The following is a 14,221-nucleotide window of genomic DNA, read 5'->3' as shown; positions in this document are numbered from 1 at the left end:
CCCGCCCCCATACCTGGCCCCATGGCGCCGCCATGGCGGCCGCCCGCGGCGTCCTGCCGCCTGTGCGGCGCCGGCTTGCGCCGCTTGCTGCTCGACCTGGGTGAGCAGCCGCTGGCCACCGCCCTGGTCGCCACCGGCCAGGCCGAGCGCCTGTATCCGCTGCGGGTCTGGCAGTGCGACGCCTGCGACCTGGTGCAGGTCGCCGACGCGCTGCCGCCGCACGCCGCCGCGCCGCGCCCCGCGGCGCCGGCATGCCCGGAGGCCGCCGCCGCCCGCGCCACCCGCCATGTCGCGACGCTGCAACAGCGGTTCCACCTCGACGCCCGGTCGCTGGTGATCGACACCGCCGCGCACGACGCCACGCTGCTGCAGGCGTTCGAGGCCGCCGGCATCCCGGTGTTCGGCCTGCCCGCCGACACCGCCTTCAATACCGAGACCGCGATGGACATCGCCGTGCGCTACGGCTGCGCCGACGTCATTGTGGCGCACGACCTGTTGCCGCATGCGGCCGATCTGTTCGACTGCGCCGCCGGGCTGGCCTGCATCCTGCGGCCGAACGGCGTGCTCTGCCTGCAGTTCCCGCACCTGCTGTCGCTGCTGCAGCGGGTGCAGTTCGACGCGTTCCGGCACGACACCTTCGCCTATCTCTCGCTGCCGGCAGCCGAGCGGCTGTTGCGCTCGGTCGGCCTGCGCGTGTTCGACGCCGAGCGGGTGCCGGACGATGGCGGCTCGCTGCGTTTGTATGCCTGCCACGCGCACGCGCCACGTCCGGCGCGCCCCGGCGTCCGGGCGGTGCGGACGGCCGAGGCCGCGGCGCAGGAGGGCCAGCCGGACAGCTTCCGCGACCGGGTGGCGCTGGCGTGCGACGACATCCGCGGATTCCTGCGCATCCGGCAGGAGGCCGGGCGGCGGGTCGCCGCGTACGGCGCCACCGCGCGCGGCATTGCCCTGCTGAACGGCTGCGGCGTCACGGCGCAGGACATCGCCTATGTCGCCGACAATGAGCCGCTCTGGCACGGCCGCCGGCTGCCCGGCAGCCATATCCCGGTCGCTCCGGTGGAGGCCCTGATGCGCGACCCGCCGGACGACGTGATCATCCTGCCCTGGCCCGGCGCGTCCGAGATCACCGCGCGGCTGCAGGCGCTGCGCCGCGCCGGCACGCTGTTCTGGACCGTGCTGCCGCGCATCGGCCGGGTGTAGGCACGACGCGGGTGCGTGGCGCTGCCGTTCCGTGCTATCGGGTGGGTCAACCGCGCCGGCACTGCCCCCTCGTCCTGGCCGGGCGTGACGATGGGGCGACGACCTCGCTCCGGGCAACCGTCGACGCCCGCGAATCCGCATTCCCACAGGAGGGGGCATGAGCACCAGCACACCGCAGCCGCCGGCATCGGCCGGCCACCGCCGCTCGCTGCAGGCGGCGATCTTCGACGTGGATGGCGTGCTCGTCGCCTCGCCGCACGAACGGGCCTGGCGGGAGGCGCTGGCGGGCTTCGCCGATGCGGCCGGTTTCACCACCGCGTTCTACCAGGCGAACGTCGCCGGCAAGCGCCGGATGGACGGCGCCCGCGCCGCGCTGGAACAGCTTGGCGTTGCCGACGCCGATTCCCGCGCCACCGAATACGCCGCGGCGAAGCAGGCGCTGATCGAGCGCCTGATCGAGGCGGGCAGCTTCGACGCCTTCCCGGACGCCGAGCGCCTGGCCGTCGCGCTGAAGGCGGCCGGCATGCGGCTGGCGCTTGCGTCCTCCTCGCGCAACGCCGCGGCGATGCTGCGCCGCCTGATGCTGCCCGACGGACGCACGCTGCTGTCGATCTTCGATGCCGATCTCAGCGGGCGCGAGGTGCCGCGCGGCAAGCCGGACCCGGCGATCTTCCTGCTGGCGGCGGAGGCGCTGGGCGTTGCGCCGGACCGCTGCCTGGTGGTCGAGGACGCCCCGGCGGGCATTCTGGCGGCACGCGCCGGCGGCATGGCCGCGCTCGGCATCGCCCGGCTGGGGGACGAGGCGCTGCTGCAGGCGGCCGGCGCTGACCTGGTGGTCACCAGCCTCGACCAGGTGGACAGCGCCGCCATCCCCACCGGCGTGCTGCGTGCCCGGCCCGACACGGAGACGCCTGCGCCCCCGTGACAGGCTCGCGCCGAGCCCCGGCCCGTTCTTCGGCCCTCCAGGTGGCTGCGTCCTGACCGTGAGAACCGCCGGGCTCCGCTGCGTATCGTCCAGCGGCTTTCCGGGCCGGCGCCGCCCGCACCCGGTCAGTCGCGACGCAGCGCGCCGTCCGGCCGGGTGATTGCCTGCTCCACCACCGCGACAGCTCCTGCCATGCCGCCCTCGCTGCGGATCGCCTGCCCGAGCACGGCGGCGCGGTCGCGCATCGCCGCGTTGCCCAGTGCCTGCGCCAGCGCCGTCTCCAGCCGCCCGGCGGTCAGCCGGCGGATGGGTACGGGCGGCGGCGCGGCGCCGGCGGCCAGCAGGCGCGCGGCCCAGAAGAACTGGTCGCCCAGGAACGGCACCACCACCGACGGCACCCCGGCCCGCGCCGCCGCCGCGGTGGTGCCGGCGCCGCCATGGTGCACGCAAGCGGCGACGCGCGGCAGCAGCCAGGTGTGCGGCACGGCCTCGGTGACGTGCAGTTGCATGCCGCGGTCGCGCGCGGCCAGCAGCGGCGCGGGATCCAGCCCGCCCCAGCCGGTGGCGACCACCGCCCGCCGCTCCAGCCGCCGGAGCGCCGCCACGCAGGCCTCGGCCGCCTGCACCGGATGGCGCGCCACCATGCTGCCGAAGCCGAGATAGACCGGCGGCTCGGCCGCCTCGACGAAGGCGCGCAGCGCCGGGTCCGGCTCCTGCGCGGCGTCGAGGAACAGGAAGCCGGTCATCGCCGCCGTCGGCCGCCAGTCCGCGGGGCGCGGCACCAGGGTGGGACTGACGGCGCAGAACGCCGGCACCGTCTCCAGCGCCGCCCAGGCGGCTGTCGCGCCGGGCCAGCGCGGCAGGCCGATGCGGTCGCGCAGTTCGTGCGCGGCGGTGCGGGCGGCCAGCCAGACCAGGCGGCGGAACAGGTGGTGGGTCAGCCGCGCCGCGCCGCCGGACAGCCGCAGCGGCGGCACCAGCGGCGAGGTGAAGTCGCCCGTCGGCGCGATTGGCTGCAGCCAGCCCTGGACCAGCGGCAGGCACCGCTGCCCGGCGATCGCGGCGGCCATGAAGGCGGCGGCGTTGCCGGCGACCAGCGCCTCGGCGCCGTCGCAGGCGGCCAGCGTGTCGCGCGCCCAGACCGGCGCCAGTTCCCTCGTCAGGCGGCGCATCAGCCGCAGCGCCCGCAGCGGATTGCCGGTCACCGCCGACAGGCCGTCGCGCTGCTTCAGCAGCGCCTGCACGTCGCCCTGGACCGACTGGTAGCCAAGCCCCGCCGCCTCCACCATCGGCCGGAAGCCGGTGTCGGTGACGATCCACACGTCGTGCCCGGCGGCGCGCAGCGCAACGCCGAGCGCCACGAACGGCCGCACATCGCCCTGCGATCCATAGGCCAGGACGGCTATCCGCATGGTCTTGCTCTCCTGTCGGCGCGCGGCGGGATGGTCGCGGTGGCGGGCGGGGCTATAGCCCGTTGCCGCCGCCACCGGCACCCCGGATGTCGGCGCCAGCGACCCGCTGACTGGCGATCACCGCATCGGCACCCCCCCTGTCATTGCGCTCCGGCCGGCGCAGATACTGGGATGGCCACGGTCAACAGGGGGAAACGACATGGACGCTCTGGAACGCCTGCAACAATCGCCGCTGCCGTTCGCCACGCTGATCGGCATCCGGTTCACCGGCGCCGCGCCGGAGCGGGTGACGGCGGAGATGGACGTGCGGGAGGACCTGTGCACCCGCCCGGCCGTGCTGCACGGCGGCGCGATCATGGCGTTTGCCGACACGCTCGGCGCCGCGGCGACCATCCTCAATCTGCCCCAGGGCGCCGGCACGACGACGATCGAATCGAAGACCAACTTCCTGGCGCCGGCGCCGGTGGGCAGCAAGGTCATCGGCGAGACGACGCCGGTGCATCGCGGGCGGCGTACGATGGTGTGGCAGACGCGGATCAGCAACGAGGCAGGACGCGCGGTGGCGCTGGTGACGCAGACGCAGATGGTGCTGGGACCATAGCAGGCGGGACGCGCCGGCCGGTCATCGAATGACCGATTGCCCAACCGGCGTGCCGGTTGCCGCGTGGCTGGATGTCCAACGCCGCCAGGCTGCCGGACCGGGTCCGCCGGCCAGACGATTTTGCGCTGCGGCACAGCCCGGCTAGTCTAAACTTCCCCGACAGTGGGAGGTTACGATGGCATCGCGCGACGGCGCCGTGGAGCGCGCCCTGACGGCATTCGACGGCAACGCCTTCCGCGACCACCTCGCGGCGCTGATTGCAATCCCCAGCACCTCGCAGGACGCGGAGCACGCAGCGGATCTCCGGCGCTACCTGGACGATGCCATCCGACCCTGGCTGCAGCGCATGGGCTTCAGCGTCGAAATCCACCCCAACCCGCAGCACGGCCACGGGCCGATCCTGCTGGCCGAGCGGCTGGAGGGCGGGCACGGGCCAACGGTGCTGAGCTATGGCCACGGCGACACGGTGCGCGGCCTGGATGAGCAATGGCAGCCCGGCCTGTCGCCCTGGACCCTGGCCGAGCGGGGTGACCGCTGGTACGGCCGCGGCGCCGCCGACAGCAAGGGCCAGCACGCGCTGAACCTGGCGGCGCTGGAGGCGGTGCTGGCGGAACGCGACGGCCGGCTCGGCTTCAACCTGAAGCTCGTGCTGGAAACCAGCGAGGAACGCGGCTCCCCCGGCCTGCGTGCCTTCGTCGCGCTGCACGCCGATCGGCTGGTGGCGGATGTATTGATTGCCAGCGATGGGCCGCGGGTGGCGCCGGAGGTGCCGACGATTGCCACCGGCTCTCGTGGGACGTGGCACTGCGACCTTGTTGTCGCGCTGCGCCCCGGCGGCGTGCATTCCGGCCACTGGGGCGGATTGACGGCGGACCCGGCGATCATCCTCAGCCACGCGATCGCCTGTATCGCCGACGTACAGGGCCGGATCCAGGTGCGCGACTGGCTGCCGCCGCAGGGCGTGCCCGAGGCGGTGCGCGAGGCGCTGTACGGCTGCCCGGTGGGCGGTGGCGAGGCGGCGCGCACCGATCCGGACTGGGGCGAGCCGGACCTGACCCCGGCGGAGAAAATTTACGGCTGGGCCAGTTTCATCGTGCTGGCCATGGTCTCCGGCCGTCCCGACAACCCGGTGAACGCCGTCGCGCCCAGCGCGCGGGCGCACTGCCAGGTTCGCTACACCGCCGATTCGGATCCCGCCGGGTTCGAGGCGGCGCTGCGCCGGCATCTGGACGACAGCGGCTTTGCGGCGGTGCGTATCGACAACGCCGGCGTCCGCATGCCCGCCAGCCGCACCGATCCCGGCCATCCCTGGGTCGGCTGGGCCGCCGCCAGCCTGCAGCGCACGCTCGGCAAGCGGGTGCAGGTGATCCCGAACGCCTCCGGCGGGCTGCCGGGCGACGTGTTCATCGATTTCCTGGGCGTGCCGCTGGTGTGGATTCCGCACAGCTACAACGGCTGCGGCCAGCATGGCCCCGACGAACATCTGCTGATTGGCCCGGCGCGCGAGGGGCTGGCGGCGTTTGCCGGCCTGTGGTGGGACCTGGGCGAGCCCGGCACGCCGTAGCCGGCACCGGCGGGCAAAGAAGAGCCTGCCGGGCAGCGGCTCGATGATGCTCGCCGGCAAGCTGACCGAACGGCTTCATGCAACGCAACGCAGTCCCCCTGGCCGCGCGCGGCCACCACGATGGATGAAAATGGGCGAGGGCAATGCCACCTCGTCATGGTGAGCGCAGGCCCCATTGGCGTTAAAATAAGCGCATAGGCGGTACAACTGCTCCGTCGTCATGGCAGCCGAAGGGCCGCCATCCACGCCTTTCTGCGGCATCAACCCCGCAAGGCGTGGATGCCGGGCCTGCGCCCGGCATGACGTGGTAGCAACAACCGCCGCTATTTTAACGCCGATGGGCCGCAGGCCCACCATCCACGCCTTCTGCTGATACCCGGCACCGCAAGGCGTGGATGGCGGCCCTGCGGCCGCCATGACGGGCTAAACCAGGCGTCCGGAATCGCATTTTCGTAGCAGCGCAAACGACAGTCTGCTGTTCGTTGTGATATTGCACTATTGCGGATGACCGGCCGGGACTCGTCTGGCCTGCGGACCATGCCGCACGGGCTTGCCGTTGCGGCAGGCGAGTCGGCGATACGGCCGTCATGGCAGGCGTCCGGCGCGGCCAGACCAGGCCGTTCACGGGCCGCCACAACCGAGGCGTTTGGACTCCATCCGCCGCCCGCAACCCCATGTCAGGTTAATCCTGACACGGGGTTCGGTTTTGTCGGCGGAATTACGTTGGCTGCGGCGTGGAGTCGGGGTAAACCCTGCTTATTCGTCCGGTAACTCCCTATGGTGTCGTGCATTTCACCGACACGGCCACGGCTGCTTCCCGCTAAAACTCCTGACATGCCGCCGGAAAGTTCCGGGCAGAAATTATTGACAACCTACGTTGACAACGAAGATTGTCAGCCTAAGATGACAACCAGTTCATACGGGGCATATCCTGGAGCGGTCCGGCGGATCATTGAGGGTGTTTCCCGTGGAGACTTCTTTGCCACGTGACCGGCTATCCGCATCGACGTTTCTGGCGAAGACTTTGCCGTGACGGCTTCGTTACGGTGATCCCGGCCGCGAGGGCAACGCGGCGCAGACGTACTTGTACTTGGAGGGTATCAATATGGCAAGCCTTTCCGGCCTGACTGAAGAGCAGGCCAAGGAATTCCAGGAGCAGTTCAAGGTTGGCTTCCAGACCTGGCTCGCGATCGCCGTCGTGGCGCATGTGCTGGTGTTCGCCTGGCGCCCCTGGTTCTGATCGAGGAGACCTAGACAATGGCTCACAATCCTGCTGACGACTACAAGTTCTGGCTCGTCGTCAACCCGGCCCAGTGGCTGGTTCCGATCTTCCTGGCCCTGCTGGCCGTGGCTGTCGTGGTGCACATCGAAGTGCTCAACAGCGCGAAGTACAACTGGATCTCCGGTCCGGCCAAGGTTGCGGTGAAGTAAGCAACGGGATCGTCACTCCCGTATGGCGCGGGGATCAGGTCAACGCTTGATCCCTTGCGCTGATACAGGATAAGGGCCTTCACTCGACTGGACATGATCTTCGCCAACATCGGTCAACACATACTGTTGGTTCGATTGGGCTGTGACATTCCAGGCGGCGAGGGTGTTGCGTGGCAAAGACGAAGACCCCAACCCAAAGGGATATGAAGATGGCAGCTAGCCTTTCCGGCCTGACTGAAGAGCAGGCCAAGGAATTCCAGGATCAGTTCAAGGTCGGCTTCCAGACCTGGCTCGCGATCGCCATCGTGGCGCACGTGCTGGTATTCGCCTGGCGCCCCTGGTTCTGATTAAGGAGACCTAGACAATGGCTTACGATCCTGCTAACGACTATAAGTTCTGGCTCGTCGTCAACCCGGCCAAGTGGCTGGTTCCGATCTTCCTGGCCCTGCTGGCCGTGGCTGTTGTGGTGCACATCGAAGTGCTCAACAGCGCGAAGTACAACTGGATCTCCGGTCCGGCTAAGGTTGCGGTGAAGTAATCCACGGGATCGTCACTTTCGCGTGGTGCGGGGGATCAGGCAGAGATGCCTGGTCCCCTTTCTCGTTGCAAAGCCCTCCATCGTCCTGAGCCCCACGAACCGTGGCGCGATCGTTGTTGCAGCGATCCAGGCCGAGTGGCGTGCCACGCCGGCCCGTAACGGTCACCTTGGCGCTGCGTGGCGCGAACGGACCGTTCATCGTCCTGACCTTTCCAGACCAGGCTCGACAAAGGATCATCCGACAGCCTCGCTGCGCGGCATCGGGCCATGCAGCACCGGCTGGACACGGCGGTCGCGCCGATCGTGCAGGCGTCGATCATATCCGCGCCAGGAGAACGCTGCCGGAGACCAGGATCGCAGCTTGCGACAGGATGCCGATACGGCACCACGCCGGCCGTTCGCGGTCCTCGGCGGCAACCATGACCGTGCCATTGCCTCGGCGCCGATCAGGCCGCCCGATCGCGCGGCGGGCGTCCCGGCATCGGCCACGGGACATACCGGCGCGACGTGCGCCTCCTGAGGCGCCCAGGCCTGCCGAAGAATTTACCGGAACGCGTTTTACCCTGTTGACCCGACTGGCCGAGAACTCTAGATAGGCGCCTCCCCGGCCGCCGCTGCCGGGAATGAGTGTTCGGGCGTAGCTCAGCGGTAGAGCAATCGGCTGTTAACCGATTGGTCGTAGGTTCGAATCCTACCGCCCGAGCCATTTTCCCCACCGTCGCACTGCTGGCTCCGACTTCGCAGGAACGCTCCAGCTCGAGCCGTGCCCGGTAGCCTCCGCGGCTTTCCCCCGCACGCCCTGGACGCCGGTTTGACAAGACGCTGGGCCGAACGGCACGCTTGGCCGGCGGCCGGGCACAGGCATCAAGATCTGATCAAGGACAGCAGGAAGCGACGGACGGACCGCTCGCGCCGGCGGACCCTGGCGCCGGGCGGCTAGGCTGGCGGCCGGCGCGACCGATCTGCCTTGCTCCGTGTCGCGCCGTGGCCGATTTGGCCGGCCGTCTGGAATGGCCCCGCCCAAGGGGCCCGCCCAAGGGGCCCGCCTAAGGGGCGGCAACAACAACCGGGAGGACACCATGCACATCGGCTTCAACGCGCCCACCTCCGGGCCTCTGATCGAGCCCGACAGCCTGGGCCGGATCATCACCGAGGGCGAGGCGCTGGGTTTCGACTATGCCACGGTCAGCGACCACATCATGGTGCCGCGCAACCTGGCCTCGAAATATCCCTACACCGACACCGGCGAGTTTCCTGCGGGACCGGAGGCGGCCTGGCTGGAGCAGCTTGCCACCACCGCCTGGCTCGCCGCGCTGACGCAGAAGCTGCGCTTCGTGCTGTCGGTGATGGTGGTGCCCTACCGGCCGGCGGTGCTGACGGCGAAGCTGCTCTCGACCATCGACACCCTCTCGAAGGGCCGCCTGACGCTGGGAATCGGCGTCGGCTGGTGCCGCGAGGAGTTCGAGGCCGTCAACGCCGCCCCGTTCGACGACCGCGGCGCCGTCACCGATGAATGGATAGACGTCTGCAAGGAACTGTGGTCCGCCGAGTATCCGAAATTCTCCGGCAAGTACGTCAGCTTCGACGACGTCGTGTTCACTCCGAAGCCGGTGCAGCAGCCGATCCCGATCTGGGTCGGCGGCGAGAGCGCGCCGGCGCTGCGCCGCACGGTGCGCTACGCCCAGGGCTGGTATCCCGTCGGCACCAATCCGCAGTTCCCGATGAACACGCTCGAACGCTTCAAGGCCGGGTTGGCGCGCTTCCGCGGCTTCGCCGAGAAAGGCAATCGCGATCCGGCCGAGATCGCCGTCGCGCTGCGGGTGCTGTCCGGCCCGGGACTGAAGCCGCGCGGCCAGATCGACGGCGCGGCCGAGCTGTTCACCGGCAGCGATGCCGACTGGGTCGGCGACATCAAGGCCCTGGGCGAGCTTGGCGTCAGCGCGGTCGATGTCCGCCTGACGGCGCGGACGCTGGAGCGGACGCTCGATACCATGCGCCGATTCCGCGACGGCGTTCTGACGAAACTTTGAGCGGCCGAGCGCTTCGTCACGCCTGCCAGGATGCATGGGGCGGCGGAGCAAGGTCCCTGCTCCCTCGTCATGGGCGGGCGGTCCCAGCCATGACGACAGGGAGACGACCCCGGTTCGCCACTCCGCTTATCCTGGCGCGCCTTTGGCGCTCACCGCGCGTTCGCCAGGGGCCGCAACTTCGTGCCGGCCGCGCGCCGGGCCGTTTCCGTCACCGTCAACAATTCTAACGCGTCGTCGTCGCTGACGGGTGTCAGCGCAAGGTCGCGATAGTCCCGCGCCGCCTCATCCCGCTTCAGTTCGCGGCGCACCAGCAGCAGCCGCGCCGCCATCGATCCGATGCGGGCATGCTTCATCGCCATATCGGCTGCATACCCCGGCCAGAAGCGCCATGCCGGCACGATGGGCAATCCCGGCCGGCGCTCGGTGCGCACCTTGCGGCGGAGGTAGCCGCCTTCCAGCGGATGAGTGTGCTCGACCAGGCTCAGGCTCCAGAAACTCAGCAGCATGGTCAGCATCTTGCCAAGCGAGATCCCGGTGGCCGCGGCACGGCGCATCAGCGTCACCATGTGCGCGGGCGAGTAATAGCTGCGCCAGGCGGTCCAGTAGGCCTGCTCCCACGCACCGCGGCTCATGCCGCCATGAGCCGTCACGACGTGGAACGTGTCATAGCGGTTGAGGTCGGCGTCCATTTCGGTACCGGCCAGGGCCAGCTTCTGATGGTCCTCCGACCCCGGCAGCGGGGTCAGGATGAAGAACTCCAGGAAATCGATCGGCAGTTCGTGCTGGATGATGCGGATGTCCCGCGCCACGGTGGCCGGGGTGTCGGCGGGGAAGCCGATGATGTAGCCGGCCCAGATCACCGCGCGTATCCGCTTCCAGGCCAGCAGCATATTGCGATATTCGGTGATGCGGTTCTGCTTCTTCTTCGCCGCGAGCAGGCTGTCCGGGTTGATCGACTCCAAGCCGATGAACACCCGCGCCACGCCGGCGCGCCCGGCTTTCTCGATGAAGCCGGGAATCCGGTGGCACAGCGTGTCCACCTGGATGGTCAGCTTGATGGTGAAACCCTCCTGTTCGCGCAGGGCGATCAGCCGATCGAAAATCGGTTCCCAGTCCTTGTTGCGGGCGAAATTGTCGTCGGTGATGAAGAAGCTCTGCACCCCTTGCGCGGCATTCCGCCGGACGATCGCTTCCACGTCGTCGGCGGTGCGGCGGCGCGAGACGCGGCCCTGGACGTTGATGATGGTGCAGAAGCTGCATTGAAACGGGCAGCCGCGCCCCGCGTCGAACGTCGTCATTCGTCCGGCCGTTCGCGCGACGCGGTCGGGTGGCAGCCAGGGGATCGGCACGCCGGCCAGGTTCGGCAACGTGGCCATGTGATTGTATATCGGCTGCAGCCGGCCGGCCGCGGCGTCGCGCAGCAGCGCCTCCAGCCCGTCTTCCGCCTCGCCGGCATACAGCACGATGCCGAGGTCGATCGCCTCCTGCAGCTCCGGCGTGATGGCCGGCAGCATGGCGAGCGTACCCGAAACGTGGAACCCGCCGATGACGACGTCGATGCCCAGGGCGCGGAACCGGCGCGCCAGGTCCATGGCCCGTGGATACTGGTTGGACTGTACGCCGACGAATCCCACCAGCCCTGCCCCGGCCTGGCGGATGTCGCGTGCGATCCGCTCCGGCCGGATGCGGGTGTTGGTTTCGTCGTAGGCATCCACGACGATCTGGGTATCCGTGCCCAGCACCTGCCGGGCCGCGCAATCCGTCGCCAGCCCGTACAGCGCGGCCAGGCTGTTGGAGGGCATCGAGGAACGGAACCACTGGATGACGTAGCCATCGTCGTCGTAGTGCGACGGCTTGATCAGGACGAGGCGGAACCGCCTGTGTGGATGTTCCGCGTGTGTCACGGCGAGTCTCCCTGATTCTTGCCGCCAGACAATCACAGGCAGGTTGATACAGGCAATACGGATTGTCGCAGCGGCCGTTCTCTCCCCGTCATGGCCGGGCGTGACCGTCCAGCCTCACCGCACCGGGCTCCGGCGCACGCCAGGCCATAAGCCGGCGGCACTTGCCGCCCGGATTGCGCACCTCCCCCCCGCGGGCCTAAGCTTACCCGCCAGTAGGAGGGGACATATCCAATGGATCTTCGCTTCACCCCGGAAGAGCTCGCCTTCCGCGAGGAAGTCCGCGCCTTCATCCGCGACAACCTGCCGGCCGACACGCGCGAGCGCATGAAGCTCGGCCACCCGCCGCGCAAGGAGGATACCGTGCGCTGGCAGCGAATCCTGAACGCCAAGGGCTGGGCGGCGCTGTCCTGGCCGAAAGAATGGGGCGGGCCGGGATGGACGGCGATCCAGCGGATGATCTTCCTGGAAGAGAACCTGATGGCGCCGGCGCCGGAACTGCTGTCGTTCAACATCACCATGCTCGGCCCGGTGCTGCTGCAGTTCGGCACCGATGAGCAGAAGCAGCGCTTCCTGCCGCGCGCCGCCAACCTGGACGACTGGTGGTGCCAGGGCTTCTCCGAGCCGGGCGCCGGATCGGACCTGGCGTCGCTGAAGACGGCGGCAAAGCTGGATGGCGATCATTACGTTGTCAACGGTTCGAAGATCTGGACCTCGACCGCGCACAACGCCGACTGGTGCTTCCTGCTTGTCCGCACCGATCCGAACGCGCGCAAGCGGCAGGAGGGGATTTCATTCCTGCTGGTGGACATGAAGACGCCCGGCATCACCGTGCGGCCGATCATTTCAATTGATGCGAGTCATCATTTGAACGAGGTGTTCTTCGACGACGTGCGCGTGCCGGTGTCGATGCGCGTGCACGCCGAGAACAAGGGCTGGGACGTGGCGAAGTTCCTGCTGGGTAACGAACGCACCGGCATCGCCCGCCTTGGCAAATCGCAGGAGCGGGTGCGCGCCGCGGTGGACATGGCGCGGGAGGTCAACTTCAACGGCGCGCCGCTGATCCAGGACCAGACGTTCCGCCAGCGTGTCGCACAGTTGCAGGTGGACATGAAGGCGCTGGAGATCACGCAGTACCGAGTCGTTTCGGCCTACGACAAGGCGAAGGGCGCAGGCAAGCCGGATCCACTGTCGTCGGTGCTGAAGGTCAAGGGCACCGAACTGCTGCAGGCGACCACCGAGCTGGCGGTGGATGTCGCCGGGCCGATGGCGACGCCGATATGGGCGCAGGAACTGGCGGCGATGAACGAGCCGGATGAGATGCTGGAGGCCTCCAGCGCCGGCACCGCCAGCTACCTGATGCTGCGCGCCGCCTCGATCTACGGCGGCACCAACGAGATCCAAAAGAACATCCTGACCAAAGCGGTGCTGGGGCTGTAATGGATTTTGAACCATCCGAAGACCAGCGGCTGCTGGTCGAAAGCGTCACGCGGATGCTGGGCGACACCTACGGCTTCGCCCAGCGCAAGAGTTACATGGGGCAGGCCGAGGGCTACGCGCCCGCCATCTGGTCGCAGTTCGCCGAGCTTGGCCTGCTCGGGCTGCCGTTCGCCGAGGAATACGGCGGCTTCGGCGGCGGCGCGCAGGAAGTCATGCTGGTGATGCAGGCGTTCGGCCGCGCGCTGGTGCTGGAGCCGTTCCTGTCCACCGTTGTGCTGGCCGGCACCGCGGTGAACCGTGCCGGGTCCGCGCAGCAGAAGCAGGCGATCCTGCCGGCCATCGCCGAGGGCCGCCTGAAGATGGCCTTCGCCCACGGCGAGCGGCAGGCGCGCTACGACCTGAACGACGTGGTGACAACGGCGAAGCGCGACGGTTCGGGCTGGGTGCTGGACGGATCGAAGACGGTCGTTTCGCACGGCGAGGCCGCCGACAAACTGATCGTCAGCGCCCGCACCGGCGGCGATCGGCATGACGAGGACGGCATCACGCTGTTCCTGGTCGATGCCCAGGCGCCGGGCGTGGCGCGACGCGGCTACCTCAGCCGCGACGATACCCGCGCCGCCGACATCGCCCTGTCGAACGTCTCGGTGCCGGATGCCGACGTGCTGGGCGAGGTCGGGCACGGCCTGCCGATTGTCCGGCGGGTGGTGGAGGCGGGGATCGCGGCGACGGCGGGAGAGACTGTCGGCGCGATGGAAGCCATGAACGAGATGACGCTGGAATACAGCAAGACCCGCGTCCAGTTCGGCCAGCCGATCGGCTCGTACCAGGTGGTGCAGCACCGCTTGGCGGACATGTTCATGACGCAGGAGCAGGGCCGCAGCATGGCGATGCTGGCGACCATGTCGGTGGACAATCCCGACGACGCGGCGCGGACGCACGATATCGCGCTGGCGAAGGTGGGCATCGGCCAGGCCGGACGATACGTGTCGCAGAGCGCGGTACAGATGCACGGCGGCATCGGCATGACCGAGGAATACGCCGTCGGCCACTACTTCCGCCGCTGCATGGTGATCGAGCGGCTGTTCGGCGATCCGGCGTATTATCTGGCGAAGCTGGCGGCCGAGGTGAGGTAAAGCCGATCGGCTTGCGGTGTAGCGAGCCGGCTCTTGCCATCGT

The 14,221-nt window shown here is 69.1% G+C and carries 13 protein-coding genes and 1 tRNA gene; 12 read left to right on the top strand and 2 right to left on the bottom strand.

The annotated features are described in order from the left end of the window. Together CCS01_RS23190 and CCS01_RS23185 are read left to right on the top strand one after the other, a co-directional pair. Nucleotides 1–1,200: class I SAM-dependent methyltransferase (locus CCS01_RS23190; protein WP_146101917.1), on the top strand; the 1,200-nt coding region annotated here is incomplete at its 5' end. A 157-nt stretch (nucleotides 1,201–1,357) separates the two neighbouring features. Continuing rightward, nucleotides 1,358–2,125 (top strand): HAD family hydrolase, encoded by a 768-nt coding sequence (locus CCS01_RS23185; protein WP_104521131.1) that lies wholly within the window; start codon nucleotides 1,358–1,360, stop codon nucleotides 2,123–2,125. Nucleotides 2,126–2,250: 125 nt separating this feature from the next. On the opposite strand, the gene CCS01_RS23180 is transcribed toward CCS01_RS23185, so the two are convergent. Next, complete coding sequence (locus CCS01_RS23180) at nucleotides 2,251–3,537, bottom strand: glycosyltransferase (RefSeq protein ID WP_104521130.1); 1,287 nt, start codon at nucleotides 3,535–3,537, stop codon at nucleotides 2,251–2,253. Nucleotides 3,538–3,736: 199 nt separating this feature from the next. On the opposite strand from CCS01_RS23180, the gene CCS01_RS23175 reads away from it, so the two are divergent. From CCS01_RS23175 to CCS01_RS23140, 8 genes are all read left to right on the top strand, one after another. Continuing rightward, nucleotides 3,737–4,138 (top strand): PaaI family thioesterase, encoded by a 402-nt coding sequence (locus CCS01_RS23175; protein WP_104521129.1) that lies wholly within the window; start codon nucleotides 3,737–3,739, stop codon nucleotides 4,136–4,138. A 175-nt stretch (nucleotides 4,139–4,313) separates the two neighbouring features. Beyond that, nucleotides 4,314–5,702, top strand: a complete 1,389-nt coding sequence (locus tag CCS01_RS23170; protein ID WP_104521128.1) for a M20/M25/M40 family metallo-hydrolase — start codon at nucleotides 4,314–4,316, stop codon at nucleotides 5,700–5,702. A gap of 1,105 nt (nucleotides 5,703–6,807) precedes the next feature. Continuing rightward, nucleotides 6,808–6,942 (top strand): light-harvesting antenna LH1, beta subunit, encoded by a 135-nt coding sequence (pufB, locus tag CCS01_RS23165; RefSeq protein WP_104521127.1) that lies wholly within the window; start codon nucleotides 6,808–6,810, stop codon nucleotides 6,940–6,942. 17 nt (nucleotides 6,943–6,959) lie between these two features. Next, a complete protein-coding gene (gene pufA / locus CCS01_RS23160) occupies nucleotides 6,960–7,133 on the top strand; it encodes a light-harvesting antenna LH1, alpha subunit (RefSeq protein ID WP_104521126.1) in 174 nt (57 codons plus the stop codon). A 209-nt stretch (nucleotides 7,134–7,342) separates the two neighbouring features. After that, nucleotides 7,343–7,480 (top strand): light-harvesting antenna LH1, beta subunit, encoded by a 138-nt coding sequence (pufB, locus tag CCS01_RS23155; RefSeq protein ID WP_104521139.1) that lies wholly within the window; start codon nucleotides 7,343–7,345, stop codon nucleotides 7,478–7,480. 17 nt (nucleotides 7,481–7,497) lie between these two features. After that, nucleotides 7,498–7,671 (top strand): light-harvesting antenna LH1, alpha subunit, encoded by a 174-nt coding sequence (gene pufA / locus CCS01_RS23150; protein WP_104521125.1) that lies wholly within the window; start codon nucleotides 7,498–7,500, stop codon nucleotides 7,669–7,671. Between the two features lie 631 nt (nucleotides 7,672–8,302). Then, nucleotides 8,303–8,377 (top strand) — tRNA-Asn (locus tag CCS01_RS23145). Nucleotides 8,378–8,750: 373 nt separating this feature from the next. Then, the gene (locus CCS01_RS23140) at nucleotides 8,751–9,701 is read left to right on the top strand and encodes a TIGR03619 family F420-dependent LLM class oxidoreductase (RefSeq protein WP_158258556.1); all 951 of its coding nucleotides are present in this window, start codon (nucleotides 8,751–8,753) and stop codon (nucleotides 9,699–9,701) included. 149 nt (nucleotides 9,702–9,850) lie between these two features. On the opposite strand, the gene CCS01_RS23135 is transcribed toward CCS01_RS23140, so the two are convergent. Continuing rightward, nucleotides 9,851–11,605 carry a B12-binding domain-containing radical SAM protein gene (locus CCS01_RS23135; RefSeq protein ID WP_204848408.1) on the bottom strand — a complete coding sequence of 585 codons (1,755 nt, stop codon included), beginning with the start codon at nucleotides 11,603–11,605 and terminating at the stop codon, nucleotides 9,851–9,853. Nucleotides 11,606–11,836: 231 nt separating this feature from the next. Between CCS01_RS23135 and CCS01_RS23130 the strand changes: the two genes are divergently transcribed. Together CCS01_RS23130 and CCS01_RS23125 are read left to right on the top strand one after the other, a co-directional pair. Further along, entirely contained in the window at nucleotides 11,837–13,042 is a 1,206-nt protein-coding gene (locus CCS01_RS23130; RefSeq protein WP_104521123.1) for an acyl-CoA dehydrogenase family protein, read from the top strand. Beyond that, on the top strand, nucleotides 13,042–14,178 hold the full coding sequence (locus tag CCS01_RS23125) for an acyl-CoA dehydrogenase family protein (protein ID WP_104521122.1): 1,137 nt from the start codon (nucleotides 13,042–13,044) through the stop codon (nucleotides 14,176–14,178). Before CCS01_RS23130 ends, CCS01_RS23125 begins: the two co-directional genes overlap by 1 nt. Nucleotides 14,179–14,221 lie beyond the last annotated feature (43 nt).

The sequence above is a fragment of the Rhodopila globiformis genome, from assembly GCF_002937115.1.
Classification (GTDB): Bacteria; Pseudomonadota; Alphaproteobacteria; order Acetobacterales; family Acetobacteraceae; genus Rhodopila; species Rhodopila globiformis.
The sequence above is the reverse complement of the archived record's forward strand: the minus strand, read 5'-3'. Positions and strand labels throughout refer to the sequence as shown.

Excerpts from the sequence above, each read along its gene's own strand:
- CCS01_RS23185 (WP_104521131.1), top strand. The coding sequence starts at position 1,358 with ATGAGCACCAGCACACCGCAGCCGCCGGCATCGGCCGGCCACCGCCGC.
- CCS01_RS23180 (WP_104521130.1), bottom strand. The coding sequence starts at position 3,537 with ATGCGGATAGCCGTCCTGGCCTATGGATCGCAGGGCGATGTGCGGCCG.
- CCS01_RS23175 (WP_104521129.1), top strand. The coding sequence starts at position 3,737 with ATGGACGCTCTGGAACGCCTGCAACAATCGCCGCTGCCGTTCGCCACG.
- CCS01_RS23170 (WP_104521128.1), top strand. The coding sequence starts at position 4,314 with ATGGCATCGCGCGACGGCGCCGTGGAGCGCGCCCTGACGGCATTCGAC.
- pufB (WP_104521127.1), top strand. The coding sequence starts at position 6,808 with ATGGCAAGCCTTTCCGGCCTGACTGAAGAGCAGGCCAAGGAATTCCAG.
- pufA (WP_104521126.1), top strand. The coding sequence starts at position 6,960 with ATGGCTCACAATCCTGCTGACGACTACAAGTTCTGGCTCGTCGTCAAC.
- pufB (WP_104521139.1), top strand. The coding sequence starts at position 7,343 with ATGGCAGCTAGCCTTTCCGGCCTGACTGAAGAGCAGGCCAAGGAATTC.
- pufA (WP_104521125.1), top strand. The coding sequence starts at position 7,498 with ATGGCTTACGATCCTGCTAACGACTATAAGTTCTGGCTCGTCGTCAAC.
- CCS01_RS23140 (WP_158258556.1), top strand. The coding sequence starts at position 8,751 with ATGCACATCGGCTTCAACGCGCCCACCTCCGGGCCTCTGATCGAGCCC.
- CCS01_RS23130 (WP_104521123.1), top strand. The coding sequence starts at position 11,837 with ATGGATCTTCGCTTCACCCCGGAAGAGCTCGCCTTCCGCGAGGAAGTC.
- CCS01_RS23125 (WP_104521122.1), top strand. The coding sequence starts at position 13,042 with ATGGATTTTGAACCATCCGAAGACCAGCGGCTGCTGGTCGAAAGCGTC.